Consider the following 26,748-nt stretch of genomic DNA (forward strand, 5'->3'; position numbering starts at 1 on the left):
CGCCGCTCAGTCGAATTGCCGGAAATCCGGCTTGCGCTTTTCGAAGAACGCCTTGAACGCCTCGCGCGCTTCAGGCGCGATTAGCATCTTGCCGAAATGGACAGCTTCTTCCGATATCTGCGTTTGCAGTTCCTGGTGGCTCGCGCGCTTCATCAGGCTCTTCGTCACACGCAATGACGACGCCGGCAGCGCGGCCAGCTTCGCGGCTTGTGATGCCGCGAATGCATCGACTTCCGCGGCCGGCAGCACGCGGTTCACAAAGCCCATGCGTTGCGCTTCCGCGGCGTCGAACGCCTCGCCGAGCAGAAGCTTTTCCGCCGCTGCCTGATAGCCGGCGACGCGCGGCAACAGCAGGCTCGACGCCGCTTCCGGGCACAAGCCAAGCTGCGCGAACGGTAGCGAGAAGCTAGCGGAGTCGGCGGCATAAACCAGATCGCAATGCAGCAGCAGCGTCGTGCCGATGCCCACCGCCGGCCCCGCCACCGACGCGACGACCGGCTTCTCGGCCGAACTGATTGCGCGCAGGAACTGGAACACCGGCGCGTTTTCGCCCATCGGCGGCGCCTTCATGAAATCTTCGAGGTCGTTGCCGGCGCTGAAAATGTTCGCACTGCCGCGAATCAGAATCGCGCGCACCGACGCATCGCCTTGCGCGCCGACCAGCGTGTCGGCCATCGTTTGATACATCGCGGCCGTGATCGCGTTCTTCTTCTCCGGCCGGTTGAAGGCCATTGTCAGCACGCCGTTTGCGCGCTCGACCAGAATATCCATCGTCATCTTCGTCTCCCTCGACTGCTACGGAAACTGCTTCGGAAACTGCTGCTGCGAATGCGAAAACGGTTCGCAAGCGGCAAGCCTGCGAACCGTTCTGCGCGCCTTAACGGCTTGCCGCGAACCTCGGAGCGGACTGTGTCACAGCCGCTCGATGATGCCCGCCGCGCCCATGCCCGTACCGACGCACATCGTCACCATGCCGTACTTGTAGTTGCGGCGGCGCAGACCGTGAACGACCGTCGACGCACGAATCGCGCCGGTCGCGCCGAGCGGGTGCCCAAGTGCGATTGCGCCGCCGAGCGGGTTGATCTTCGACGGATCGAGCCCGAGGTCCTGAATCACCGCGAGCGATTGCGCGGCGAACGCTTCGTTCAATTCGATCCAGTCGATGTCGTCCTGCTTCAGTCCGGCGGCCTTCAGCGCGGCCGGAATCGCTTCCTTCGGCCCGATGCCCATGATTTCCGGCGGCACTCCGCGCACCGCGAAGCTGACGAAGCGTGCGAGCGGCGTCAGGTTGAACTGCTTCAGGATCTTTTCCGACACGACGATCAGCGCGCCCGCGCCGTCCGACGTCTGCGAACTGTTGCCCGCCGTCACCGAACCCTTGTTCGCGAACACCGTGCGCAGCTTGGCGAGACCTTCGAGCGACGTGTCCGCACGTGGGCCTTCGTCGAGCGAGACTTCACGCGCTTTGACGCGCACTTCGCCGGTGGCGAGATCGGGGAAGCGCTCGGTGATCGTGTACGCAGCGATCTCGTCGTTGAACTCGCCGGCTTGCTGCGCGGCGATTGCGCGACGATGCGATTCGACCGAGAACGCGTCTTGCGCTTCGCGGCTGATCTTCCAGCGCTCGGCGACTTTCTCCGCGGTCAGACCCATGCCGTACGCAATGCCGATGTCTTCATTGCGATCGAAGATATGCGGCGACAGCGACGGCTTGTTGCCCATCATCGGCACCATGCTCATCGACTCGCAACCGCCCGCGATCATCGCGTCCGATTCGCCGACGCGGATGCGGTCGGCGGCCATCGCCAGCGCGGTGAGGCCCGACGCGCAGAAGCGGTTCACCGTGACGCCGCCCACTGACTGCGGCAGGCCCGCCAGCAGCGCGCCCATGCGTGCAACGTTCAGCCCTTGCTCTGCCTCGGGAATCGCGCAGCCGACGATGGCGTCTTCGATCACTGTGGTATCGAGGCCCGGCACCTGTGCCACGGCCGATCTGATTGCGTGCACCAGCAGTTCGTCGGGGCGCGTGTTCCTGAACATGCCGCGCGGCGCCTTGCCGATCGGCGTACGGCTCGCGGCGACGATGTATGCGTCTTGCAATTGCTTTGTCATTTAAAGCTCCTAATTCCGGTGGTCGCGCTTACTCAGTGGCGTCAATTACGCACCGGCTTGCCGGTTTGCAGCATGCCCATGATCCGTTCCTGCGTCTTCTGCGTGCCGAGCAGATCGACGAACGCGCGACGCTCCAGTTGAAGCAGCCATTCTTCATCGACCAGGCTGCCCGCTTCGACATCACCGCCGCACACCGCTTCCGCGATACGGCTCGCGATCAGGAAATCATGCTCGCTGATGAATCGGCCGTCGCGCATGTTCACGAGCGAAGCCTTGATCGTCGAGATCGCCGAACGCCCCGCCACCGGCACTTGCGTGACACGCAGCGGCGGACGATAACCGGCAGCAGCCAGTGCGCGCGCTTCTTTCTTTGCGACGTCGAGCAGTTCGAACACGTTGAAGACGATCGTGTCCGACGGCTTCAGGTAGCCCATTGCGCGCGCGTCGAGCGCAGACGCCGAGACCTTCGCCATCGCCGCGTTCTCGAACGACTTCTGCACGAACTTGAGCAGGTCGTTGGTTGCGCCGACTTGCGTCGCGGCTTCCGCTGCGCGCAGCGCCGCTTCCTTCAGGCCGCCGCCCGCAGGCACGAGACCCACGCCGACTTCGACCAGACCGATATAGCTTTCGATGTGCGCGACGCGCTTCGCGCTATGTAGCGCCAACTCGCAGCCGCCGCCGAGCGCGATGCCGGACACCGCCGACACCACCGGCACGCTCGCATACTTCACGCGCAGCATGCCCTGCTGGAATTTCTTGACGAACGGCTCGATGCCCTTCGCGCCGCCCATCATGAACGCGGGCATCGCTTCCTCGAGATTGGCGCCCGCCGAGAACGGGCCGCCCGGCGTGCCGAGTTTCAGCGACGTCGGCTGCCATACGACGAGACCCTTGTAGTCCTTCTCGGCCAGCTCGATTGCCTGCGTGAGACCGTCGATCACCGACGGTCCGATCGTGTTCATCTTGCTCTTGAACGACACGATCAATATGTCGCTTTCGTCTGAACCCCGGCCGGCGCGGTCGTCAACCCATGCACGCACCGCGTCGGTTTCGAACAGCGTTTTGCCGTAGGTCTTCGGATCGCTTGACGTTTCGCCGACGAGCGGCGCGCGGAATACCTGCCGGTCGTACACGCTGAGCGACGAGCGTGGCACGAACGTGTTCGAAGCCGGCGACCACGAGCCTTCGTTCGTATGCACGCCGCCCTGTTCGGCGACCGGGCCTTCGAGCACCCACGACGGCAACGGCACGTTCGCGAGTGCCTTGCCCGCCGCGATGTCTTCCTGCACCCACTCGGCGACCTGCTTCCAGCCGGCCGTTTGCCAGCCTTCGAACGGACCTTCGTTCCAGCCGAAGCCCCAGCGGATTGCCAGATCGACGTCGCGCGCGTTATCGGCGATGGATTGCAGATGCACGCCGATGTAGTGGAACACGTCGCGGAAAATCGCCCACAGGAATTGAGCCTGCGGATGCTGCGATTCGCGTAGCAGCTTCAGGCGCTCGGCCGGCGGACGCTTCAGGATGCGGCCGACCAGTTCATCTGCCTTCGCACCGCCGTCCACGTACTCGCCCGTTTTCGGATCGAGCACCTTGATCGCCTTGCCTTCCTTCTTGTAGAAGCCGCCGCCGGTCTTCTGACCGAGCGCGCCCTTTTTCACGAGTTCGGCCAGCACGGCCGGCGTTTCGTAGACGGGGAAAAACGGATCGTCCTTCAGGTTGTCCTGCATCGTCTTGATGACGTGCGCCATCGTGTCGAGACCGACCACATCCGCGGTGCGGAACGTGGCCGACTTCGCGCGACCCAGACGCGAGCCGGTGAGATCGTCGACTTCGTCGAAACGCAGGCCGAATTTCGCGGCTTCGGTAATGACGGCGAGAATCGAGAAAATACCGACGCGATTCGCGATGAAGTTCGGCGTGTCCTTCGCGCGCACGACGCCCTTGCCGACCACGCTCGTCAGGAACGTCTCCAGTTGATCGAGAATTTCCGGGCGCGTCGTCGCGGTTGGAATCAGTTCGACAAGGTGCATATAACGCGGCGGATTAAAAAAGTGCACGCCGCAGAAGCGCGCCTTCAGCTCGTCCGCGAAACCTTGCGAGAGTTCGGTGATCGACAGACCCGACGTGTTGGTCGCGAAAATCGCGTTCGGCGCGATATGCGGCGAAACCTTCTTGTACAGGTCGTGCTTCCAGTCCATGCGCTCGGCAATGGCTTCGATCACGAGGTCGCATTCGGCGAGCTTCTCGATGTCGTCGTCGTAATTCGCGGGCTGGATGTATTGGGCGTCGTCCTTCACGCCGAACGGCGCCGGCGACAGCTTCTTCAGATTCTCGATCGCCTTCAGCGCGATCGCGTTCTTCGGGCCTTCCTTGGCGGGCAGGTCGAACAGCAGCACGGGCACCTTGGCGTTGATCAGGTGCGCGGCGATCTGCGCGCCCATCACGCCGGCGCCGAGCACGGCTACCTTGCGAATGATCAGATTGCTCACGTCGTTCCTCCGGGGAGTTATGCGGTGTCGCGAATGTGTCGGCTGGCTCGCGACAGGTGTGGCTGGCGAAAGCGCCGCGCTGTCCAAACGAGCGCGACGCTTTCCGTGAGATGGCTTAGAACAGCGCTTCTTCGACTTCCATGAGCGACTTCGAACCGGCGCGCGCCTGACGGATCGTCATGGCCGTTTCCGGCAGCAGCTTTGCGAAATAAAAGCGCGCGGTGGCAAGCTTGGCCTTGTAAAACGGATCGCCCGACGCTTCCTTGTCCAGAGCAATGCGCGCCATGCGCGCCCAGAAGTACGAGAACACCAGATGCCCGACGGTGCGCAGGTACGGCACCGCGGCGGCGCCGACTTCGTCGGGGTTCTGCATGGCCTTCATGCCGATTTCCATCGTCAGCTTCTGCACCTTTTCGCCGATGTCGGCGAGCGGGTTGATGAACTCCTGCATCTCTGGCTTCACGCCTTCGGCTTCGACAAACTCCGTCACGAGCTTGCCGAACTTCTTCATCTTCGCGCCCATGTCGCCGAGAATCTTGCGGCCCAGCAGGTCGAGCGCCTGAATTGCGTTGGTGCCTTCGTAGATCATGTTGATACGTGCGTCGCGCACGTACTGCTCCATGCCCCATTCGGCGATGAAACCGTGACCGCCGTAGATCTGCATCGCGTGATTGGTGCCTTCGAACGCGTTGTCCGACAGGAACGCTTTCAAAATCGGTGTGAGCAGTGCGACGAGATCGGCGGCTTCCTTGCGCACCGATTCATCGGCGTGCGACAGTTCCTTGTCGATATGCAGCGCGGACCAGTACGAGAACGCGCGCGCGCCTTCGGCATAGGCTTTTTGCGTGAGCAGCATGCGACGCACGTCCGGATGCACGATGATCGGATCAGCCGCCTTCTCAGGCGCCTTCGGGCCGGTCAACGAGCGCATCTGCAGACGCTCTTTCGCGTACGCGAGCGAGTTCTGATATGCGACCTCGGTAAGACCCAGGCTTTGCATGCCGACGCCGAGACGCGCGGCGTTCATCATCACGAACATTGCGTTCAGGCCTTTGTTCGGCTCACCGACGAGCCAGCCCTTCGCGTTGTCGAGATTGATCACGCAGGTCGCGTTGCCGTGAATTCCCATCTTGTGTTCGATGGAGCCGCACTTCACGCCATTGCGTTCGCCCGATTCGCCCGCTTCGTTCGGAATGAACTTCGGCACGATGAAAAGCGAAATGCCCTTGGTGCCCTTGGGCGCAGCCGGCAGGCGCGCGAGCACGAGGTGAACGATGTTCTCCGCGAGATCATGTTCGCCGCTGGAGATGAAAATCTTCGTGCCGCTGATCGAGTACGAACCGTCGCTGTTCGGCTCGGCCTTGGTGCGCAGAATGCCGAGGTCGGTGCCGCAATGCGGTTCCGTCAGACACATGGTGCCGGTCCAGACGCCCGAGACCAGTTTCGGCAGATAGGCTTTCTGGAGCTCGGGCGTGCCGTGCGCGTGCAGACATTCGTACGCGCCGTGCGACAGGCCGGGGTACATCGTCCACGCCTGATTCGCCGAGTTCAGCATTTCATACAACGCGTTGTTCACGAACGCGGGCAAGCCTTGACCGCCGTATTCCGGATCGCAGCCAAGCGCGGGCCAGCCTGCTCGCACGTACTGTTGATAAGCTTCCCTGAAGCCCTTGGGCGTGGTCACGACGCCGTCGCCGACATACGTGCAGCCTTCCTGGTCGCCGCTGTGATTCAGCGGGAACAACACTTCGGAGCAAAATTTGCCGGCCTCTTCGAGCACGGCGTTGATCGTCTCGGCGTCGAGATCCGCGTGCTTCGGCATCTGCCTGATTTCAGCTTCGACGTTGAGCAGCTCGTGCAACACGAATTGCATGTCGCGCAGCGGCGCGGCGTACTGTCCCATGACTCTCTCCAAAGTTTGAACATGAAGCCAGGCCGTTAGCGGGAGCCCGCAATGCGGATCTCTCATGTCGCTTTCGCGCTTTGTGGCCGCTGAAATTTTTTTCAGGTTCCGCGGCTTGTTCGGCTAACGGCTTTCGCTTTGATACGAAACAATCAATTTTTCGAGCGCGGCCCACGTGAGACGCACGGCATCTGGCAGATGCAGGAAGCGCGCGTCGTGATGCAGGCCGAGCGTGAAGCTGTACAGTTCGAAGAGCATCAACTGCGGATCGGTATCGGCACGCAGATGCCCTTCTGCCACCGCTTGCGAAATCGCGCGAGTGAGCGCCGCACGCCAGATCGTCACACTCGACACCAGTTGCTCGCGCACCGGGTTATCCGCGCGGTCGTCATACTCGACGGCACCGCTGATGTAGATGCACCCGGTCGTGACTTCCTGAATGCGTTTCTCGATCCAGCGGGAAATCATCGCGCGCAAGCGTGGCAATCCGCGAGGCTCGCGCAGGCTCGGGAAAAACACCTCGTCTTCGAAACGACGGTGATATTCACGCACGACTTCAACCTGCAAGTCCTCGCGCGACCCGAAATGCGCAAACACGCCGCTTTTGCTCATCTGCATGCGCTCGGCCAGGAGGCCAATCGTCAGACCTTCCAGTCCGTCGCGACTTGCAAGATCAAGTGCTGCATCGAGAATTGCGGCTCGCGTCTGTTCGCCTTTTCGCATAGCTTTTTACCGTTCTAATGTGACCGAAATGAAAATCGAACGGCCGTACTATTATTGAGTCGCGCCGTCCGTGAAACAAGGACTTTATTAGAAACCGGTTTCTAACTAGGTTTCAATTCTGCGGCATCTGGCAATCGGAGGAAGCTGATTTTTTAGAGGGGTTCGCCTTGAAGGGATTGTTGCTCAAGGGGACGTCCGTTTTCGATGCGGTTTCCGTTGCGTTGTCGCCGTCTGGCCGGCATTGGATGTCGTAAAAGGTCGCAGGGCCAACGACGAATGATCAGCGTGTGCCGCGCTCTACAGGCCGCGGGCCACCGCTGCCTAGTCGTACCCACCCACTGTCAGCAGCTTCATCACGGCCCGATAGGTCGTGTAGGCCAGCCAGTTGAGCAGGCGCTCGCCGGCCGGGCGCGCGTCGTAGTGCGCTTCGTCGATGCGCCGCGCGTCCTTGAAGGCCGTGAGGATCGCTTCGCGAAGCGCGTCGATCGACGGATCGTTCACCAGCACGACGTTGGCTTCGTTGTTGAGCATCAGGCTCAGCGCGTCGAGGTTGGACGAGCCCACGGTTGCCCACTTCGAGTCGACCACCGCGACCTTGCCATGCAGCAGGGTTTTCTCGTACTCCGCGATCTGCACGCCAGCTCTGAGCAACGCGCGATACAGAAACGGCACCGCGTAATCGAGCGCCTTGAACTCCTTGCGCCCGATGATCAGCTTCACCACTACGCCGCGCCGCGCCGCGTATACCAGCGCTCGCCGCAACTTCCGGCCCGGCATGAAGTAAGGGTTCGCGAGCAGCACCTCGTGGCGAGCCTGGCCGATCGCCGTCAGATACGCCTTTTCAATCGCGCGGCGATTGATCAGGTTGTCGCGCGCGACGAACGCTACACACGGTTCACCGCCCGCCCACAGCTCCTCGTTCCGGCGCCGCCGGCGACGCCGCAAGCTGCCGAGCGAGGCCGTCGTCTTCGGCGTGAGATCCGGCTCCAGCGATTCCAGCGGCCGATGCCCGACGCGAATCCGCCGCCACTGCACGTCGAAAGCCTGGCGTATGTCGTTCACCACTGGTCCGTGCAATTCGAGCGCGAAATCCCAGCGCCGATAGGGCAGCGTTTCGCCGTCGTTGTCGTAATCGTCGACGATGTTGATGCCGCCGCAGTACGCGAATTGATCGTCGATCACGGCGAGCTTGCGATGCGTGCGCGAAAAGCCCAAGCGCCCGAAGATGTGCGGGTTGTAGATCCGATGCTCGATGCCCGCGCTGGCCCACTCGTCGAACATCGGCAGGTGCGCGGTGCCGATGCCGTCGGTAATCACGCGCACGCGCACACCGCGCGCCGCCGCGCGCAGCAACGCGGCGCCGACCATCTGTCCGGCGGCGTCGTAGCAAAAGATGTAGGTTTCGAGAACGACGTCGCGCTCGGCGGCATCCACGCGTTCGACCAGCGCGCTGAAGAACTCATCGCCGGAGCGCAGTAGCTTGACTTCGTTACCACTCGTGAAGCGGTAGCGCTGCCAATAGCGGCGGCCGAGCAGCGATTGCCGCAGACGGGCGAAACGGCGTGCGCCGCCGACGCTCATCGGCGAAACTCCGAACGCTCGCGCAGCCTTTTGGGCAATTGCAGGATCGCATCCGCATTCGACGAAGAAAAGCAGCGCGACGCCGCCTCCTCGTACGGCAGCCATAGAAACGCGGTGTGCTCGCGCGGCGCGAGCGTTACTTCAAGCTGCTCGGGCACTTGCACGCTGAACCAATGCTCGGTGTTGTGGATCACGCCTTCGCCGTAGCGATGCAGGAACTGCGGATAGATCTCGTACTCAATTGAGTATTGCCAGTCGAACAAGGCGCTCTCAGGCACCAGCGCGCTGCCGATCACGATGCCGGTCTCTTCGGCCACTTCACGCATTGCCGTTTCGGCGAGCGGCTCATCGAGGCGGTCTTTGGAACCCGTCACCGATTGCCAGAAGCCCGGAATATCGGCGCGCTCGATCAACAGCACGTCGAGCGAGGGCGTATGAATGACGACGAGTACGGACTGCGGGATCTTCGGGGGTTTCGGCATGGCGTGAAAAATAGGCGCAACGCTTGCGCGGTACATGTCGGCGAATGGTCCAATGAACGGGCGAAAGCTGTTGCATCGACTGTAACGCAAAAAGCGAAAAAGGCGCGTGACGCGCCTTTTTCGTTTTGCTTTTTCGTCGAACCGATGTTGCCCGATGTTGCCCTTCACGGGCAGCCGCGAGTTGCGTGAGCTTATGCTTTCGGTTCAGGCGTGCGCAGACGGATGTGCAACTCGCGCAACTGGCGCTCGTCCACTTCGCTCGGCGCCTGCGTGAGCAGACACTGCGCGCGCTGCGTCTTCGGGAACGCGATCACGTCGCGGATCGAATCGGCGCCGGCCATCATCGTGACGATGCGGTCCAGACCGAACGCGATACCGCCATGCGGAGGCGCACCGTATTGCAGCGCGTCGAGCAGGAAGCCGAACTTGGCTTGCGCTTCTTCCGCGTTGATCTTGAGCGCGCGGAACACCTTGCTCTGCACTTCCTCGCGGTGAATACGCACCGAGCCGCCGCCGATTTCCCAGCCGTTCAGCACCATGTCGTACGCCTTCGCGAGGCAGCGCGCCGGGTCCGATTCCAGGTACTCGAGGTGCTCGTCCTTCGGGCTCGTGAACGGGTGATGCGCGGCGACGTAGCGGTTGTCTTCCTCGTCGTATTCGAACATCGGGAAGTCGACCACCCACAGCGGCTTCCAGCCTACCTCGACCAGACCGTTGGCCTTGCCGAATTCCGAGTGGCCGATCTTCAGACGCAGCGCTCCGAGGCTGTCGTTCACCACCTTCGCGCGATCCGCCGCGAAGAAAATGATGTCGCCGTCTTGCGCGCCGGTGCGCTCAATGATCGCCTTCACCGCTTCGTCATGCAGGTTCTTGACGATCGGGCTTTGCAGACCGTCACGGCCCTTCGCCACTTCATTGACCTTGATCCACGCGAGACCCTTCGCGCCGTAAATGCGCACGAATTCCGTGTAGCTGTCGATGTCGCCACGCGAAAGCTCGCCGCCCTTCGGCACGCGGATCGCCGCAACGCGGCCGTCCTTCGTGTTGGCCGGTGTGCTGAACACCTTGAACTCGACGTCCTTCACCGCGTCGGTCAGGTCGGTGAATTCGAGCTTCACGCGCAGGTCCGGCTTGTCCGACCCGAAGCGGCGCATGGCTTCCGCATACTCCATGACCGGGAATTTCCCGGCCAGTTCGACGCCGATCGTTTCCTTGAACACGTGGCGGATCATCGCCTCGAACAGATCGCGGATTTCCTGTTCCGACAGGAACGAGGTTTCGCAGTCGATCTGCGTGAACTCCGGCTGCCGGTCGGCGCGCAGGTCTTCGTCGCGGAAACACTTGACGATCTGGTAGTAGCGATCGAAGTTCGCCACCATTAGGAGCTGCTTGAACAGTTGCGGCGATTGCGGCAGCGCGAAGAACTGGCCGGGGTTGGTACGCGACGGCACCAGGTAGTCGCGCGCGCCTTCCGGCGTGCTCTTGGTGAGCATCGGCGTTTCGATGTCGATGAAGCCTTGCGCGTCCAGATACTTGCGCACTTCGATCGCGACGCGATAGCGCAGACGCAGGTTGTGCTGCATCTGCGGACGGCGCAGGTCGAGCACCCGGTGCGTGAGACGCGTGGTTTCCGACAGGTTGTCGTCGTCGAGCTGGAACGGCGGCGTGATCGACGCGTTCAACACGATCAGCTCGTGGCACAGCACTTCGATCTTGCCGCTTTTCAGCGCGGCGTTCGTCGTGCCTTCCGGACGGCTGCGCACCACGCCCTTGATCTGCAGACAGAATTCGTTGCGCACGCCTTCGGCGGCCCTGAACATCTCAGCGCGGTCCGGGTCGCAGACGACTTGCACGAGGCCTTCGCGGTCACGCAGGTCGATGAAGATAACGCCACCATGATCGCGGCGGCGGCTGACCCAGCCGCACAGCGAAACGGTTTGGCCCAGTAGTTCTTCGGTCACCAGACCGCAGTATTCAGATCTCATCGACATGATGTTTGACTTTCGTTTTGCATTGGTTGAACGGCGCGCCGCAGATGAACACTGCGTAAAACGCTGCGCGCCGGCATTACAGCGGAGGCTCGACTGTCGTGCGGCGCACCGGCGCGGGAGGCGCGGACGGCGCCACGACGCCCATCGAGACGATGTACTTGAGCGCGGCGTCGACGGTCATGTCGAGTTCGATCACTTCGCTTCTCGGCACCATCAGGAAGAAGCCGGACGTGGGGTTCGGCGTGGTCGGCACATATACGCTGACGTGGTCTTCTTTCAGGTGATTGATCACGTCGCCGCCCGGAATGCCGGTCAGAAACGCGATCGTATAGCAGCCGCGGCGCGGGTATTCGATCAGAAGCGCCTTGCGAAAAGCGTTGCCGCTGCTCGACAGCAAGGTGTCGGACACCTGTTTGACGCTCGTGTAGATCGGCCCGACGACGGGAATGTGCGCGACCACGACTTCCCACCACTTCACGAGCTTCTGCCCAACGAAGTTCTGGGTCAACAGCCCGACGACAAAGATGAACGCGAGCGTCAGCACAGCACCAAGCCCGGGCAGGCGGAACCCGAACACGCGCTCCGGCTGCCATGCGCGCGGCAGCAGCAACAGCGTCTGATCCATCGTGCCGATGATCAGACCGAGCACCCACAGCGTGATGGCCAAAGGCACCAGCACCAGCAGGCCAGTCAAAAACACCGATTTGAGTGTCGTTTTTTTCGTCGTCATGTGTACCGCCAGAAAGCCGCGCCGCCGAAGCATTGCGCGGCGTGTGCGCCGCCCGCGAGGGCGGCAGTCCCACTAGACGCTTCCGGAACCGCTTGCGCCTGCGCTAACTGCGGGCGCCGCAGCGGGCGCGACCGGCGTAGCGGCTGTCGTGCTGGCTGCGGCGGTGTCGGATTTCGCCGCGCCGTTGGTGGCAGCCGCGGCGTTCTCGCCCGAACCGCCGTTGGGCGCGCCGTCCGTGTCGGCCTTCGCGGACGCGTTCGTGCCGCCGCTGCCGCCGCGGAAGTCGGTCACGTACCAGCCGGAGCCCTTCAACTGGAAACCCGCGGCCGTAACCTGTTTCCGAAAAGTGTCTTTCCCGCATTCGGGACATTGCGTCAACTGGGCGTCGCTCATTTTCTGAAGCACGTCTTTCCCGAAGCCGCATGACTCGCAACGATAAGCGTAGATCGGCATGACCTTTTCCCTACTGAAATCTTGTAAACGCTTGCAAAGCCTTGAATTATAGCTGCAAACGGCAACGCCCCCCGGCAATTTGGGTAAGCGCCCGACGCAGCCGCCGTTGCGCGAGATGGGGGCAGCCGTGGGGGAAATCAAGGGCGCGCTCGCGCCGGTAGGACAGCGCTACTCGAACCAGGAGCGGTTCAGGTGCGCTCGCAACTGCCGCTTTATCCACCGATGCCCCTTGGCGCACGGTCACGCGCGGCGGCGCCACGTGAGCCACCGTTCATGCCCGGCGAATACCGGAATCGAATCGGTCACGGGATCGTCTTCGATCAGTTCGAAACTTGGCGTCAGCAGCGCTTGCAGCTCGCCTCGTTCGATGCCGAACGGCGGCCCCTTCGGCGTCCTGCCGATGAAAAAGAATCCCGCCAGCAACGCGCCCGCCGGCAACAGTTCCGCCATTCGCCGTGCATAGTCGGCGCGACGCGCGGCTGGCAACGCGCACAGAAACGCGCGTTCATAAATCCATGCGGGCGTGAACGGCGGCTCGTAGGTGAAGAAATCGGCCTCTTCGACAAGCTGCGTCTGCTGCTCGCCCAATTGCGCGCGCGCCGCCGCAACGGCTGCCGGTGAAAAATCAATCGCGCGTACCGGGCTACCGTGGGCCGCCAGCCACGCAGCTTCATATGCGCTGCCGCAACCGGGAATGAGCACCGCCTCGCCAGCATGCCGACCCGCAAACGACTGAAACGCCGACGGCACGCCCGCCTGATCCCACGGCGTGAAGTGACGCTCAAAACGCTCGTCCCAGAACGCCGGCGAATTCGGATCGCGGTTTTCGAAATCGGGCATCGGGGATTGGGTGGTATCGCTCATTGCGCGCCTCGCATTCCGATCAGGCGCCGTACGCCAGCGCGAGGAACACCCGCGCAAGCGCCGCACCGACACCGACCGCCACGCCGAACAGCAGCAAGCCCTGCAGCAGCCGGTTAGTACGCTTCTGCTCGAGCAGGATCTGTCGGACCATGTCGTCGTTCCCGACACGACCGTGATCGTGGCGCTCGGCCAGCACATGATGAATCAGGCGCGGCAACTGCGGCAGCGTCTTGCTCCACTGCGGCGCCTCGATTTTCAGTCGCTCGTACCAGCCGCGCAGGCCGATCTGCTCGTTCATCCAGCGCTCAAGGTAAGGCTTGGCCGTCTTCCACAAATCGAGTTCGGGATCGAGCGAGCGGCCGAGCCCCTCGACGTTCAGCATGGTCTTTTGCAGCAGAACCAGTTGCGGCTGAATCTCGACGTTGAAGCGGCGCGACGTCGAAAAAAGACGCATCAGCACCTGACCTAGCGAAATGTCCTTCAGCGCGCGGTCGAAATATGGCTCGCACACGGCGCGAATCGCGCTTTCGAGCTCTTCGACGCGCGTGGTCGGCGGCACCCAGCCCGACTCCAGATGCAGCGTGGCCACACGATGGTAGTCGCGCTTGAAAAACGCGAGAAAATTCTGCGCGAGGTAGTTCTTGTCGAAGTCAGACAGCGCCCCGATGATGCCGAAGTCCAACGCAATATAGCGCCCGAAGTGTGCCGGATCGAGGCTCACCTGAATGTTGCCCGGGTGCATGTCCGCGTGAAAAAAGCCGTCGCGGAACACTTGCGTGAAGAAAATTTCGACGCCTTCGCGCGCGAGCTTCGGAATATCCACGCCCGCCGCCCGCAGCGTATCGACCTGGCTGATCGGCACACCGACCATGCGCTCCATCACGAGCACGGTGGGCGTGCAGAACTCCCAATACATTTCCGGCACGAGCAGCAGATCGAGACCGGCAAAATTACGGCGCAGCTGGCTGCCATTGGCGGCCTCGCGCATCAGATCGAGTTCGTCGTGCAGATACTTGTCGAATTCCGCGACCACCTCGCGCGGCTTCAGGCGCTTGCCGTCCGCCCACAGACGCTCGGCCCATACGGCGATGTCGCGCAGCAACGCGAGATCCGAATCGATCACAGGCAGCATATTCGGACGCAGCACCTTCACGGCGACGGCCTTGCCGGCATGCTGCCCCGCCTTCACCCTCGCGAAATGCACCTGCGCGATCGACGCGCTCGCCACAGGCACCCGCTCGAAATCGTCGAACAGCACGTCGACCGGTGCGCCTAGCGACTTCTCGACCAGCCCGATCGCCACCGCGGAATCGAACGGCGGCACCTGGTCTTGCAGCTTCGCGAGTTCGTTGGCGATATCCACCGGCAACAGGTCGCGCCGCGTCGACAACACCTGCCCAAACTTGACGAAGATCGGCCCAAGGCTTTCCAGCGCGAGCCGCAAACGAACGCCCGGCGGCGCGTCGAACTTCCGTCCAATGGTGGTGATACGCAGCAGCATGCGCACGCGCCGGTCTTTGATGCGGCCGAGCATCATCTCGTCGAGACCGAAGCGGATAACCGTGAAAAAGATCTTGAGGAAACGCAGAAAACGCATAGTTGTGCCCGGTGACTAGCGCGTGCCGCGCAACGTGGCGGCGCCGCCCGGCATATCCGCGCCGCGGGCTTCGACCTTCTGTTCAAGACGCTGGATACGTTTTTCCACTCGGGCCAGCGCGTCACGGGCTTGCGCGAGTTCGGCGCTGAAGTCCTCGAGCGCGCTGCGGCGCACGAGTTGCGGGTTCTCGTCCAGCAGATATTCGGCGGCCGTATCGAGCAAATTGCGGCCGGTGCGCTGCACATGTCCGCCGACCGTGCGCACGATCGACGCAACGCGCCACGCCGGACCGTCGCCGATCAGCTTCGCCAGATCCTCCTCCGGCTCCCAGCGCAGGTGTTCGGCCAGCTTGGCGATGACGGTGGCGAACTCGGCGTCGCCTTCGATCTTCACGTGTTTCATGACGGCCGCCTGGCCGCCCTGCACGAAGGCGGACAACGCGTCGGACGGGACCGAAAGAGCGACGTCGAACTGCTGCGCGTCGCTTGCGCTGACCGTGGTCAAATAGCCGTCCGGCTGCACCAGCAGCATCAGCACGACAGGGGGCGACGACAGTCTGGCGGTCTTGCCCGCATAAGGGGCAAGGCGCTCGCGGGCCCACGATTCGCGAGCGAGCAGATGGTTGACAGCAGCGGCGAAAGGCTTGGCGGCGAGGGTCATTGACAGTGGCAAGAAAAAACCCGCGCGAGCGAGTGCTCGCGCGGGTTCCTATTGTAACGTCCGTTCGCTTCGCGGCTTGCTCGGCTGAACGGCTAACTGAGGGCTAAGCGCGCGCCACGGTTGCAGGCGAACGCGAGGCGGCCGCCGCCGCGCGCGTGCGCCATCTCAGTGCTGCGCGAGTTGCTGGATGCCAGCAAGCAACCAGCCCTCGCCGGCGCGGTTCGCCTTCGACAGATTCCACACTTCGACGAACGGCTCGGCCGCCGCGCCTGGCGCTTCGCGGATCAGACCGGAGAAGCGCACGCTCGCAAAGTATTCGCTCGCACGCTCTTCGACGCCCAGCAGATCGGCGTTCAACTGCACCACGTCCGTCTGGTTCGACTGCGTGCCACGCGAAGCGAGATCGACCCTGATCTCGGCGAACATTTCCGGCGTGGTGAATTCGCGAATGTCGTCCATGTTGCCGGCGTCCCATGCGGCTTGCAGTCGCACGAAGTACACCTTTGCGTTGCGCAGGAACGCTTCGGAGTCGAAGCCCGCCGGTACGCTCGGCGTTGCATTGACGGACGGCGTGCTCAGCGGATTGCCCTGCGGTTCGAGATACGAGCCGGTAGGCGGCGCACTGTAGCGCGGCTCCTGCGTGTAGCCCGTGGCACCCGAGTTCAGCGACGGCGACTGGCCCGCGTAAGCCGGCTGCGACGTATCGCGCTTGCGGCCCATGAAGCGGCGGATCAGCCAGATGCCGATCATTGCGAGCAGCGCGATAACGATGATGTTGGCCATTGCGCCCGCGAACGCGCCGCCCAGACCAAAGTGCGACAGCAACGCGGCGATACCGAGACCGGCTGCGAGACCGGCGATCGGCCCGAGCCAGCGCGAACGGTTAGGCTGCGCGGCAGGAGCCGGCGCTGGCGCAGGCGCGGGTTGCGCGCGCTGCTGCATGGCCGGGTTGCTCGGGGAAGGCTGCGGCGCAGCCTGTTGCTGAACGGTGTTCGACTGACGGCCAAAACTACGGCCACCGCCCATGCGGCGGGCTTCCGCATCGAGCGAGGCGACGGAGCCGGCCACGATCAGACCGACCATCGCGATCAGTCCGATTCGTCTCACCAGCGACCGCTTAACCTTACGGGGAGATAACGCAACTGAATCGGACATTTTGGTACTTTCCTTTAAAAACGATGGGTTAGGAACCCTAGTATTTGGTTCCCACATGTAAAGCTACCACGCCAGCTGACAAATTGTAATATTTGACGCCATCAAGGCCAGCTTGTTCCATCATTGTTTTTAAGGTTTCCTGGTCCGGATGCATCCGGATTGATTCCGCGAGGTAGCGGTAGCTTTCCGCGTCTCTCGCAAAGCGCTCGCCGAGCCACGGCAAGACCTTGAACGAATAGACATCGTAGGCTTTTTTCAGCGGGTTCCATACCTTCGAGAATTCCAGAACGAGGAGACGCCCTGCCGGCTTGAGGACACGGCGCATTTCCGCCAACGCGACGTCCTTATGCGTCATGTTGCGCAAGCCGAATGCCACCGTCACCACGTCGAAGTAGTTGTCGGGGAAAGGAATCTTCTCGGCGTCGCACAGCAGCGCCGGCGTGATCACGCCCTTGTCGAGCAGACGGTCGCGGCCCACGCGCAGCATCGATTCATTGATGTCCGTGTGCCAGACTTCGCCCGTTTCGCCCGCCTGCTTCGCGAACGCCTTGGACAGATCGCCCGTGCCGCCCGCGATGTCGAGCACCTTGAAGCCCGGGCGCACGTTGGCCTGGGCGATCGTGAACATCTTCCACGCCCGGTGCAATCCGCCCGACATCAGGTCGTTCATCAAGTCGTAGTTGGCGGCAACCGAGTGGAATACGCCCGCCACCTTCTGCGCCTTTTCCTGTTCGTCGACCGATTGAAAGCCGAAGTGGGTTTTGCTCATCGCGCTTGTCCTTTCGCGTATTCTGAATGTTGCGCCGCATCAGTGCGGCGGGTCAGGCGAATCGTATCAGTGACGGTGACCGTGCGCAGCGCCGGCTGTAGCCATCGGCGCATCGCGGTCGACGCCCGCCGCCGCCAGTTTGTCGAGATACGCGCGCCAGAGTTCATCCTGCCGCCGCGCGAGATCGTAGAGCAGGTCCCACGAATAGATGCCGGTGGAGTGCCCGTCCGAGAACGTCGGCTGGATCGCATAGTTGCCGACGCCCTCGATCATCGTAATCGTGACGTCGCGTTTGCCGGTTTGCAGCGTTTGCTGGCCGGGACCGTGGCCCTGCACTTCCGCCGACGGCGAATACACGCGCAGCAGTTCGAACGGCAGCCGATACGATTCGCCGCTTGCGTACTGCAATTCGAGCACGCGCGACTTCGAATGCACGACAACGCCGGTCGGCACCGGCGTATCGGGAGTCAATCCGCTCATGATGGCCTCATAAGAAAGCACCGCCGCACCGAAAGTCGCCCCGGAGACGGCATGGCGCGAAGCGATGGTTAGTGGCGCTCAGCCAAGAGCCTGTTCGATTTCCTGCCGCACCGCTTCGCGCAGCAACGTGGCCTGCGCGCGGCGCGACGACAGCATCGCTTCGGACACCGTGCGCTGGCGCGGCGCCCAGATAGGCAGCGGAAAATGAGCGTCATTCGAGAAACGCGGAATTACGTGCCAGTGCACATGCGGCACCTGGTTGCCGAGGCTCGCGAGATTTACCTTCGCCGGCTGAAGGATGCGCCGCATCGCGCGCTCCACGGCGTACACGGCCTTCATCACGCGATCGCGGCCAGCGGCGTCGAGGTCCGAGAACTCCGCGACGTGCTCATTCCAGATCACGCGGCAAAAGCCCGGGTAATCGTGTTCGTCGGCAAGGACGACACGCAAGGTGTCGTCCTGCCACAGCACATCGCCGCCATCTTCACGGCAAAAAACGCAATCCATCGTCGTCCTCAGGCAAAAATCGTCAGTCGTACCATTAAACCAGCACGCGCTCGATTCCGCCATTGTTCGCCCGCTGCACGTAGTCGACCATCCAGTCTTCTCCGAGCACATGACGCGCCATTTCGACGACGATGTAATCCGCCTCGATGCCCGCGTCTTCGTTGTAACGCGACAGACCTTGCAGGCACGACGGGCAGCTCGTCAGGATCTTCACGTCGGTGGCGCCCTTCGGTTGCGGACCGTCGCCGGCCTTCAGCACGGAGCCGTTCGCGGCACCCGCCGTGCCGGCCGATGCATTGGCCGGGTTGATCCCGTTCGCGCCGGCTTCGGCGAGCAGCGGAATGCCGCGCAATTTCGCAGCGCCCTTGCGGATTTCCTCTTCCTTGCGGAATCGCACCTGCGTCGAAATATCAGGACGCGTAACCGCGAGCGTGCCCGACTCACCGCAGCAGCGATCGTTCTTCTCGATCTTGTAGCCGTCTTTCTCCGAGCCCATCAGCGAGTTCACGAGCTTGACCGGGTCCATCGTCTTGATCGGCGTGTGGCACGGGTCGTGATACATGTAGCGCACGCCGTTCACGCCGTCGAGCTTCATGCCTTTTTCGAGCAGAAACTCATGAATGTCGATGATCCGGCAACCCGGGAAAATCTTGTCGAATTCATAACCGGCGAGCTGGTCGTAGCACGTACCGCACGACACCACCACCGTCTTGATGTCGAGATAGTTCAGCGTATTCGCGACGCGGTGAAACAGCACGCGGTTATCCGTGACGATCTGCTCGGCCTTGTCGAATTGGCCTGAGCCGCGCTGCGGATAGCCGCAGCACAGATAGCCCGGCGGCAGCACGGTTTGCACACCCGCTTCCCACAGCATCGCCTGCGTCGCGAGGCCGACTTGCGAGAACAACCGCTCGGAGCCGCAGCCAGGGAAGTAGAACACCGCTTCCGTGTCGGCCGTGGTCGTCTTCGGATTGCGGATGATCGGGACGATCTTGTTGTCCTCGATATCGAGCAACGCGCGCGCGGTTTTCTTCGGCAGATTGCCCGGCATCTTCTTGTTCATGAAATGGATCACCTGCTGCGTGACCGGCGGCTTGCCGACCGTCGCGGGCGGGTGCGCCGTCTGCTTCTTCGCGAACTTCTTCAGCACGTCGTTGCCGAGGCGCTGCGCCTTGTAGCCGATACCCATCATCGCCGTGCGCGCGAGATTGATGGTTTGCGGATTCGTCGCGTTGAGGAAGAACATGCCGGCCGCGTTGCCCGGATTGAATTTCTTCTTGCCCATCTTGCGCAGCAGGTTGCGCATGTTCATGGTCACGTCGCCGAAGTCGATCTTCACCGGACACGGCGTCACGCATTTGTGGCACACGGTGCAGTGATCGGCGACGTCGTTGAACTCGTCCCAGTGCTTGATCGACACACCGCGGCGCGTCTGCTCTTCATACAGGAACGCCTCGACCAGCAACGAGGTCGCGAGAATCTTGTTGCGCGGGCTGTACAGCAGGTTCGCGCGCGGCACGTGGGTCGCGCACACCGGCTTGCACTTGCCGCAGCGCAGGCAGTCCTTGATCGACTCGGAAATCGCGCCGATGTCGCTCTGCTGCATGATCAGCGATTCATAACCCATCAGGCCGAAGCTCGGCGTGTAGGCATTGCGCAGATCGGCGCCTTCGAGCAGCTTGCCCGCATTGAAGCGACCATGCGGATCGACGCGCTGTTTATAAGCGCGGAATTCGCCGATTTCGTCGTCGGTCAGGAATTCGAGTTTGGTGATGCCGATGCCGTGCTCGCCGGAAATCACGCCATCGAGCGAGCGCGCGAGCTTCATGATGCGAGCCACCGCCGTATGGGCGTCCTGCAGCATCTCGTAGTTGTCGGAGTTGACCGGCAGGTTGGTGTGCACGTTGCCGTCGCCCGCGTGCATGTGCAGCGCGACGAACACGCGGCCACGCAGCACCTGCTTGTGGATCGCCTGGGCTTCGTCGAGGATCGGCTTGAACTCACCGCCGTTGAAGATCTGCCGCAACTCGGCGCGAATCTCCTGCTTCCAGGACACGCGGATCGTTCGGTCCTGTGTGACATCGAACACCGTTGCGCCGGGCTGCGCATCGACGCGGTCCGCAAATTTCTCGGCGAGCGCTTCGTAACCGAGGCCGACCAGATAGTGCTGCGCCTCGCGCAACGACAGATCCAGCTTGTCGCGCAGGAATTCCCAGCGCGTGCGCACACGCTTTAACAAGTCGAGCGCCTGTTGAACGCGGTCTTCCAGCAATTCGGCGCTCGGAATTTCATTGGCGTCGTCGCTCTTGCCGAGCGGCAGCTTGCCCGCCTTGAAAAACGCTTCGAGCGAGTCGACCAGTTGCAGCTTGTTCTTGATCGACAGTTCGATGTTGATCCGCTCGATGCCGTCCGTGTACTCGCCCATGCGGTCGAGCGGAATCACCACGTCTTCGTTGATCTTGAACGCGTTGGTGTGCTTGGCGATTGCGGCCGTGCGGCTACGGTCGAGCCAGAAGCGCTTGCGCGCCTCGGCGCTCACGGCGACAAAGCCCTCGCCGCTCTTGCCGTTGGCCATGCGCACGACTTCCGACGTGGCCTGCGCCACCGCATCCGCATCATTGCCGACGATGTCGCCGATCAGCACCATCTTCGGAAACGCGTTGCGCTTGCTCTTGGTCGCGTAGCCGACCGCGCGCAAATAGCGTTCGTCGAGGTGTTCGAGGCCGGCGAGAACCGCGCCGCCCTGCTTCGACGTTTCGAACAGATAATCTTTGATTTCGACGATGCTCGGAATCGCCTCGCGCGCCTGGCCGAAAAATTCGAGGCAGACGGTGCGCGTATGCGCGGGCATCTTGTGCAGCACCCAGCGCGCGGACGTAATCAGCCCGTCGCAGCCTTCTTTTTGCACGCCAGGCAGACCGGCGAGGAATTTATCCGTGACGTCCTTGCCAAGACCTTCCTTACGGAACACGCGGCCCTTGATGTCCAGCGCTTCGGTGCGCAGCAGCTTTTCCCCCGGCGCGTAGTTGCCGTCGAACCATTTCAGCTGGAAACGCGCGACTTCGATATCGTGAATCTTGCCGAGGTTGTGATCCAGACGCGTGACTTCGAGCCAGTTCCCTTCCGGGTCGACCATGCGCCACCAGGCGAGGTTATCGAGCGCCGTGCCCCACAGGACAGCCTTCTTGCCGCCCGCGTTCATCGCGACGTTGCCACCGACGCAGGACGCATCCAGCGAGGTCGGATCGACGGCGAACACGAAGCCGGCCTGCTCGGCGGCTTCGGTCACGCGGCGGGTAACTACGCCCGCGCCCGAAAAAATAGTCGGCACTTTACGGTCGACGCCCGGCAGTTCGGTCATTTCCACCGCGCCGAGCTGTTCGAGCTTTTCGGTGTTGATGACGGCCGAGAACGGCGTGAGCGGCACTGCGCCGCCCGTGTAGCCGGTGCCGCCTCCGCGCGGAATCACGGTCAGCCCGAGCTCGAAGCACGCCTTGATCATGCCGGCGATTTCGGCTTCGGTATCCGGCGTCAGTACGACGAACGGATACTCGACGCGCCAGTCGGTGGCGTCGGTCACGTGCGACACACGGGACAAACCGTCGAACTTGATGTTGTCTTTTTCGGTGACGCGGCCGAGCACCTTGGTCGCGCGGCGGCGCAGATCGTAAGTCTTCTGGAATTCGCTTTCGAACTCGTCGACGGCGCGGCGCGCGGCCTGCACCAGTGTTTCGACGCGTGCAGCACGGTCGACGCCCGCTTCGTCGCCATGTTCGGTCAGATCGGCGCGGCGGCGCTTCTCGATTTCCGACAGGCGGTGATGCAACGCCTCGATCAGCATCGCGCGGCGCTTCGGGTTGTCGAGCAGATCGTCTTGTAGATACGGATTGCGGCGCACCACCCAGATGTCGCCGAGCACTTCGTAGAGCATGCGCGCCGAGCGGCCGGTGCGGCGCTCCGCGCGCAGTTCGGCCAGCGCCGCCCAGGCGTCGTCGCCTAACAGGCGGATGACGATTTCGCGGTCGGAAAACGACGTGTAGTTATAGGGAATTTCGCGCAGGCGCGCTTCGGGATCGGCGGCCACCGCGACGGCGGCTCCGTGCGGATCGAAAACTTGAGGTGCGTTCATGTTTGGACGACTCGGTGGGTCGGTCCGGCGCGCTCATGTCGAGGCGCCGACTGACGGTGCGCGTGGGGCGCAATGCTTGGAAATCTTCTTGGGGAGCGAAGCACCACCGACGGCCTTACCCACGTCGGTCGCTTCGCGGCGCTCAGATACTGCTACACGATCGTGCGTGGCGGACATGACGCTCCGCCGCGGGGCAAGACTCACGCGGGACGGGCATCAAGTGGGCGATCCGAGGCTGCCAGTGCATCTTCCGATCCTTATTCCAAAATGGAATTCTACCGCATCGGCCCGTGAGGCGTTGACGGCTGAAATCGGAGCCGCGGCGCGGTTGACGGCCCGCAGGCCGCGCTGCGGCGCGTGCCGCGCCGTCGACCACCGCGTCTCGATCAGGCGACTTTCGTCACCATCAGCCAGAAGATGCCGACGAACGCAAAGAATGCCACCGCGCCGAGCGCGACCCATATCGACAGCATCCGCCAATATGCGGCGCTCAACGGGCGGCCCGTGTCGGCACTCATGCGGGCCGACGCGGCGAGACGCATCTGCAGAAACACGACCGGCAGCCAGCAGGCGATTGCGAGCACATACAGCGCGATCGACCAGGCGAGCCATCGGCTGCCGAGCCGCATATTCGCTAGATGCGCGAGGTAAAGGCCGGTTGCGGGTTGGAGAATAGCGGTGGGCGTGGTGAACAGCCAGTCGGCGATCACGACCAGCTTCGTGACGCGTGCAACCGTCTTTGCATCGCGGCCGAGACTGGTCAACAGCATGTAGAACGCGGAACCGATGCCTGTGCCGAACAGAATCGTGGAAGACAGCACGTGCAGCCATTTAATGACGAGGTAAGTCATTCATGCACTCTGGACCCGGTCGGATTGGCCGCCTGACCCGCCGTCGAACTGGATCAGCAGGGTCAGCAGCGCGATCATGGGCAGGTTCTTCGATAGCGGTCCATACGGATGTAGCCAGAACTCCGGCAAGCGCCAGCTGATCAGCGCCGTATAAAGCACGATCAGGACGATTTGCAGCATCCACAAGCGGGCGCGTGGACCGAGGCGGCGCGGCCACGCCAGCGACAGCACGCCGAAAACGAGATCGAGGAACGCCGCGCCGTACAGCAGCAAGGGGCCGAGCGCCGCGGGCGCACCGACTCGCGCGAGAAGTTCGAGGCTCGCCGCGCGCGGATACAAACCCGCCGACACGATCGCCGTCCAGATCCACACGGCTGCAATCGACGCGCGCAGCAACGGCAGCAGCCACATCAAGCGAGCCGGCATGCCAAAACGCTCACGCGCGGCGGGCATCTCCGACAGCGCGCGCGGCGGCCTGCCGAGCACGCGCTCGAAGCGCTCCGTCGACGCGACGTTGCCGCGCTCCAGCATCGCGAGCGCATCGGCATTCATCAACGAACCGGGAAGCAGCGCGCCCACGCGGGTTGCGAGCCTGACGAGCGCCATCGGCACCGGCACGAACCATCCACGCGAGCCGCCGGCGACGCGCCGCAAGACGCCGAGATATTCTTTCAGCGTCATCGGCTCCTTGCCGACGGCGGCGACCCGCCGAGGCAGTGGAGCCGCAGCGGCCGGCGTATCGCCAGCCGGCGCGGCGAGCGCGCCCGCCACGATCAGCTCGACCACATCGTCGATATGGACCGGCTGGATACGCTGTGCGCCGGCGCCTGGCAGCGGCACGACCGGCAACGTGGCCCATGCCGCGAAAAATTGTGTGCTGCGCCCCTCGGGCGCGAACACGAGCGACGGCTGCACGATCAACGACGACACCGGCAGCGCGAGCAGCGCCTCGTCGGCGGCGAGCTTGCTGCGGTGATACGCGCTTTGGGCGTCGGCATCGGCGCCAAGGGCGGAAATCTGCACGATGCGCCGCACGCCCGCCGCCGCGGCGGCTTTGAACAGCGCGATCGGCGCGTCGGTATGCAATTGCCGGAATTCCTTGCCGGTCGCATCGTTAAAAATGCCCACGGCATTGATCACGACATCGACGTCCTCCAGCAGCGGCACCAAGCTTGCTACATCGCGAAGAGCTGAGAAGTCGACGTAGAGCAGCCGGCAACCGCGCAGGCGCTGCGCGGCGCGAACGGGATCGCGCACGCCGCACACCACCGGGTGGCCGGCCGCGACAAGCGCATCCGCGACTCGCGCTCCAATCATGCCGGTAGCACCCGCAAGGAAAATCATCATGGATCTGGACGTTAGACCGTTGGAAGACATCGTGCTGCCTGGCCTCGTTGCAGGCGTGCTCTCGACGTTGGCGCTCGGCGCCTGCGCACGCCTCGTCGGCAAGCGCTCGTCGGCGCCCGTGAGCGCCGTCAGTCACTGGGTGTGGCCGCAAGAAGCGAACCAGACGGCGCGCCCGCGCCCACGTCACCTGGTGACGGGGCTTGCGATTCATCACCTGATGTCGATTGGATGGGCTGCGGTGAATGCCTTCACGCTTGCCGCCATTCAGGAGTCCGCCGAGCCCTGCCGCGACTCGCGCTCGGAGCACCGTCAACGCTTCGCGCTTGCAAGCGCCTTGACGCTCGTGGCGGCGTTCAGCGACTACGTGGTCGTGCCGAAGCGCTTCACGCCGGGCTTCGAGTTTCATTTGGGGGTGCCGCACATTGCAGCGGTCTACGTTGCATTCGGCGCTGGGCTGGTCGCGCCGTTCGTCGTCGAAGATGTGTGCCGGCGACAGCGGCGCGAACGTCGATAGAAGCCCGGCGACAAGACGCGGCACGAGGCTGCGGCTGCGGCTGCGGCACGCGGAATGCTGAATTTCGCTGGAAGGAACCGACAATCCACGGAGGCCCCTGATGTCCGACCCCGACACGAAGAACACCGAGCATATCGAGCAGCAACCTGCTCCCGGCCATACAGAGAACATCCCCAGCGACGGCTCGGATGAACGGCCCGAAGGCGAAGCCGGAAGTCGACGCATGGAAGACGTGGCACCGACCGCCGGCACCGACACCAAGCCCGGCACGCCGCCAGGCACGCAAAGCGACGCTGACCGCACGCGCTCGCCGGACTGAGCACGATTTTCACGGTTCGACACGACAAGGAGTGACTGATGACAAGCGAATCCGCCCGACCAACCCCGCCGCGTCAAACGCCGAATGACCCGACTGCTGGCGACCGGCATCTCTCCGAAGAACAGAAGCAATCGGCGAACAACGAGCCCGCACCGCCTACGCCCGGTCGCGGCGAGAACCTGCCCGATCCGAAAGAAGTCGGCGAAGCCGGCTGAACCACATCGGCGACGCAAGATCACAAGGAGAATCGCGATGGCAAGCAAGCAACCCGCCGCGTCCGCGGCGCTTCGGGCCACATTCAAGCTGTTCGCCAACGGCGAGCGCGTCATTGCGCAAAACCCGGACGGCAAGCTGATCGACATCGGCGCCCTCGAAACGAAAGGCGACCGGTACACCGTGCGGCTCGATGTCGATCCGCCCGATCTGCAACCGTCGCGTTCGGTCGAGGCAGCGTTGCGCGCCGTTTCATCGCAACTGAAATTCGATTATCTCGACGGACTCTTCACGAGCGAGGGCCCTGTCGATTTTCATGGCGACCTGTTCGCGCTGCCGCATGTCGAATGGCAGCTCGACGAACCGCTGCCGCGCGAACTCACCAACGGCAGGCCGCCGCATATTTTCTAGCCTGCCTGTGTTAGAGCGAGCGGGGCCGACAAGCTGTGAGGCCAGTGCACGCGGCGTTGGCGCTATCATTGATGCTTTCCCGCCTTCCAGAGCGCATCGCGCCACCCGCATGGCCTCCCACGACTACCTGAAGAAAACCCTCACCGCACGCGTCTACGACGTGGCCCGCGAGACCGAACTCGAACGCGCGCCGCAACTGTCGGCGCGCCTGCGCAATCCGGTCTATCTGAAGCGCGAGGACAACCAGCCGGTGTTCTCGTTCAAGGTGCGCGGCGCGTACAACAAGATGGCGCATATTCCGGCCGAGGCGCTCACGCGCGGCGTGATCACCGCGTCGGCGGGCAATNATGCGCAGGGCGTCGCGCTTTCGGCGGCGCGCATGGGCGTGAAGGCGATCATCGTCGTGCCGGTGACCACGCCCCAGGTCAAGGTCGATGCAGTGCGCGCCCACGGCGGCCCGACCGTCGA

At 63.1% G+C, this 26,748-nt stretch carries 25 protein-coding genes; 5 read left to right on the forward strand and 20 right to left on the reverse strand.

Annotated features, from left to right (window positions below; translation table 11 throughout):
* Positions 1 to 6 precede the first annotated feature (6 nt).
* From F759_RS0108500 to F759_RS37455, 20 genes are all read right to left on the reverse strand, one after another.
* On the reverse strand, positions 7 to 777 hold the full coding sequence (locus F759_RS0108500; protein ID WP_084534223.1) for an enoyl-CoA hydratase: 771 nt from the start codon (positions 775 to 777) through the stop codon (positions 7 to 9).
* A gap of 135 nt (positions 778 to 912) precedes the next feature.
* Positions 913 to 2,112, reverse strand: a complete 1,200-nt coding sequence (locus tag F759_RS0108505; protein WP_027799476.1) for an acetyl-CoA C-acyltransferase — start codon at positions 2,110 to 2,112, stop codon at positions 913 to 915.
* Between the two features lie 41 nt (positions 2,113 to 2,153).
* Complete coding sequence (locus F759_RS0108510) at positions 2,154 to 4,601, reverse strand: 3-hydroxyacyl-CoA dehydrogenase/enoyl-CoA hydratase family protein (protein ID WP_027799477.1); 2,448 nt, start codon at positions 4,599 to 4,601, stop codon at positions 2,154 to 2,156.
* 115 nt (positions 4,602 to 4,716) lie between these two features.
* The gene (locus F759_RS0108515; RefSeq protein ID WP_027799478.1) at positions 4,717 to 6,504 is read right to left on the reverse strand and encodes an acyl-CoA dehydrogenase C-terminal domain-containing protein; all 1,788 of its coding nucleotides are present in this window, start codon (positions 6,502 to 6,504) and stop codon (positions 4,717 to 4,719) included.
* A 123-nt stretch (positions 6,505 to 6,627) separates the two neighbouring features.
* Entirely contained in the window at positions 6,628 to 7,227 is a 600-nt protein-coding gene (locus tag F759_RS0108520; RefSeq protein ID WP_027799479.1) for a TetR/AcrR family transcriptional regulator, read from the reverse strand.
* Positions 7,228 to 7,548: 321 nt separating this feature from the next.
* Complete coding sequence (gene clsB / locus F759_RS0108525) at positions 7,549 to 8,808, reverse strand: cardiolipin synthase ClsB (protein ID WP_027799480.1); 1,260 nt, start codon at positions 8,806 to 8,808, stop codon at positions 7,549 to 7,551.
* A complete protein-coding gene (gene nudB / locus F759_RS0108530) occupies positions 8,805 to 9,290 on the reverse strand; it encodes a dihydroneopterin triphosphate diphosphatase (RefSeq protein ID WP_027799481.1) in 486 nt (161 codons plus the stop codon). The genes clsB and nudB overlap by 4 nt, the downstream gene beginning before the upstream one ends.
* Positions 9,291 to 9,481: 191 nt before the next feature.
* Positions 9,482 to 11,281, reverse strand: coding sequence for an aspartate--tRNA ligase (aspS, locus tag F759_RS0108535; RefSeq protein ID WP_027799482.1), 1,800 nt, complete (start codon positions 11,279 to 11,281; stop codon positions 9,482 to 9,484).
* A 76-nt stretch (positions 11,282 to 11,357) separates the two neighbouring features.
* The gene (locus F759_RS0108540) at positions 11,358 to 12,011 is read right to left on the reverse strand and encodes a DUF502 domain-containing protein (RefSeq protein ID WP_027799483.1); all 654 of its coding nucleotides are present in this window, start codon (positions 12,009 to 12,011) and stop codon (positions 11,358 to 11,360) included.
* 72 nt (positions 12,012 to 12,083) lie between these two features.
* Positions 12,084 to 12,464 carry an FmdB family zinc ribbon protein gene (locus tag F759_RS0108545; protein WP_027799484.1) on the reverse strand — a complete coding sequence of 127 codons (381 nt, stop codon included), beginning with the start codon at positions 12,462 to 12,464 and terminating at the stop codon, positions 12,084 to 12,086.
* A gap of 240 nt (positions 12,465 to 12,704) precedes the next feature.
* Positions 12,705 to 13,328, reverse strand: coding sequence for a methyltransferase domain-containing protein (locus F759_RS0108550; protein WP_027799485.1), 624 nt, complete (start codon positions 13,326 to 13,328; stop codon positions 12,705 to 12,707).
* Positions 13,329 to 13,347: 19 nt separating this feature from the next.
* On the reverse strand, positions 13,348 to 14,925 hold the full coding sequence (ubiB, locus tag F759_RS0108555) for a ubiquinone biosynthesis regulatory protein kinase UbiB (RefSeq protein WP_027799486.1): 1,578 nt from the start codon (positions 14,923 to 14,925) through the stop codon (positions 13,348 to 13,350).
* A 15-nt stretch (positions 14,926 to 14,940) separates the two neighbouring features.
* The gene (locus F759_RS0108560; protein WP_027799487.1) at positions 14,941 to 15,585 is read right to left on the reverse strand and encodes a ubiquinone biosynthesis accessory factor UbiJ; all 645 of its coding nucleotides are present in this window, start codon (positions 15,583 to 15,585) and stop codon (positions 14,941 to 14,943) included.
* A 165-nt stretch (positions 15,586 to 15,750) separates the two neighbouring features.
* Positions 15,751 to 16,740 carry a Tim44 domain-containing protein gene (locus F759_RS0108565; protein ID WP_027799488.1) on the reverse strand — a complete coding sequence of 330 codons (990 nt, stop codon included), beginning with the start codon at positions 16,738 to 16,740 and terminating at the stop codon, positions 15,751 to 15,753.
* Positions 16,741 to 16,777: 37 nt separating this feature from the next.
* Positions 16,778 to 17,509, reverse strand: coding sequence for a bifunctional demethylmenaquinone methyltransferase/2-methoxy-6-polyprenyl-1,4-benzoquinol methylase UbiE (gene ubiE / locus F759_RS0108570; RefSeq protein ID WP_027799489.1), 732 nt, complete (start codon positions 17,507 to 17,509; stop codon positions 16,778 to 16,780).
* Positions 17,510 to 17,575: 66 nt separating this feature from the next.
* Complete coding sequence (locus F759_RS0108575) at positions 17,576 to 17,989, reverse strand: gamma-butyrobetaine hydroxylase-like domain-containing protein (protein WP_027799490.1); 414 nt, start codon at positions 17,987 to 17,989, stop codon at positions 17,576 to 17,578.
* A 78-nt stretch (positions 17,990 to 18,067) separates the two neighbouring features.
* Positions 18,068 to 18,496, reverse strand: coding sequence for an HIT family protein (locus tag F759_RS0108580; protein ID WP_020069622.1), 429 nt, complete (start codon positions 18,494 to 18,496; stop codon positions 18,068 to 18,070).
* 34 nt (positions 18,497 to 18,530) lie between these two features.
* Positions 18,531 to 22,625, reverse strand: a complete 4,095-nt coding sequence (locus tag F759_RS0108585; RefSeq protein ID WP_027799491.1) for a DUF3683 domain-containing protein — start codon at positions 22,623 to 22,625, stop codon at positions 18,531 to 18,533.
* Between the two features lie 386 nt (positions 22,626 to 23,011).
* Complete coding sequence (locus F759_RS0108590; protein WP_027799492.1) at positions 23,012 to 23,476, reverse strand: DUF2269 family protein; 465 nt, start codon at positions 23,474 to 23,476, stop codon at positions 23,012 to 23,014.
* On the reverse strand, positions 23,477 to 24,823 hold the full coding sequence (locus tag F759_RS37455; RefSeq protein ID WP_036023866.1) for an SDR family oxidoreductase: 1,347 nt from the start codon (positions 24,821 to 24,823) through the stop codon (positions 23,477 to 23,479).
* Here F759_RS37455 and F759_RS0108600 point away from each other — a divergent pair.
* The 5 genes from F759_RS0108600 to F759_RS0108620 form a co-directional block, all read left to right on the forward strand.
* Complete coding sequence (locus F759_RS0108600; protein ID WP_027799493.1) at positions 24,822 to 25,337, forward strand: hypothetical protein; 516 nt, start codon at positions 24,822 to 24,824, stop codon at positions 25,335 to 25,337. The genes F759_RS37455 and F759_RS0108600 overlap by 2 nt on opposite strands.
* Positions 25,338 to 25,437: 100 nt before the next feature.
* Complete coding sequence (locus F759_RS0108605) at positions 25,438 to 25,656, forward strand: hypothetical protein (protein WP_027799494.1); 219 nt, start codon at positions 25,438 to 25,440, stop codon at positions 25,654 to 25,656.
* A 38-nt stretch (positions 25,657 to 25,694) separates the two neighbouring features.
* Positions 25,695 to 25,871, forward strand: a complete 177-nt coding sequence (locus F759_RS43255) for a hypothetical protein (protein ID WP_167334014.1) — start codon at positions 25,695 to 25,697, stop codon at positions 25,869 to 25,871.
* A 37-nt stretch (positions 25,872 to 25,908) separates the two neighbouring features.
* Positions 25,909 to 26,280 carry a hypothetical protein gene (locus F759_RS0108615; protein ID WP_027799495.1) on the forward strand — a complete coding sequence of 124 codons (372 nt, stop codon included), beginning with the start codon at positions 25,909 to 25,911 and terminating at the stop codon, positions 26,278 to 26,280.
* 109 nt (positions 26,281 to 26,389) lie between these two features.
* On the forward strand, positions 26,390 to 26,748 hold a 359-nt coding region (locus tag F759_RS0108620; RefSeq protein WP_027799496.1), incomplete at its 3' end, for a pyridoxal-phosphate dependent enzyme.

This window comes from Paraburkholderia dilworthii (assembly GCF_000472525.1).
Lineage (GTDB): Bacteria > Pseudomonadota > Gammaproteobacteria > Burkholderiales > Burkholderiaceae > Paraburkholderia > Paraburkholderia dilworthii.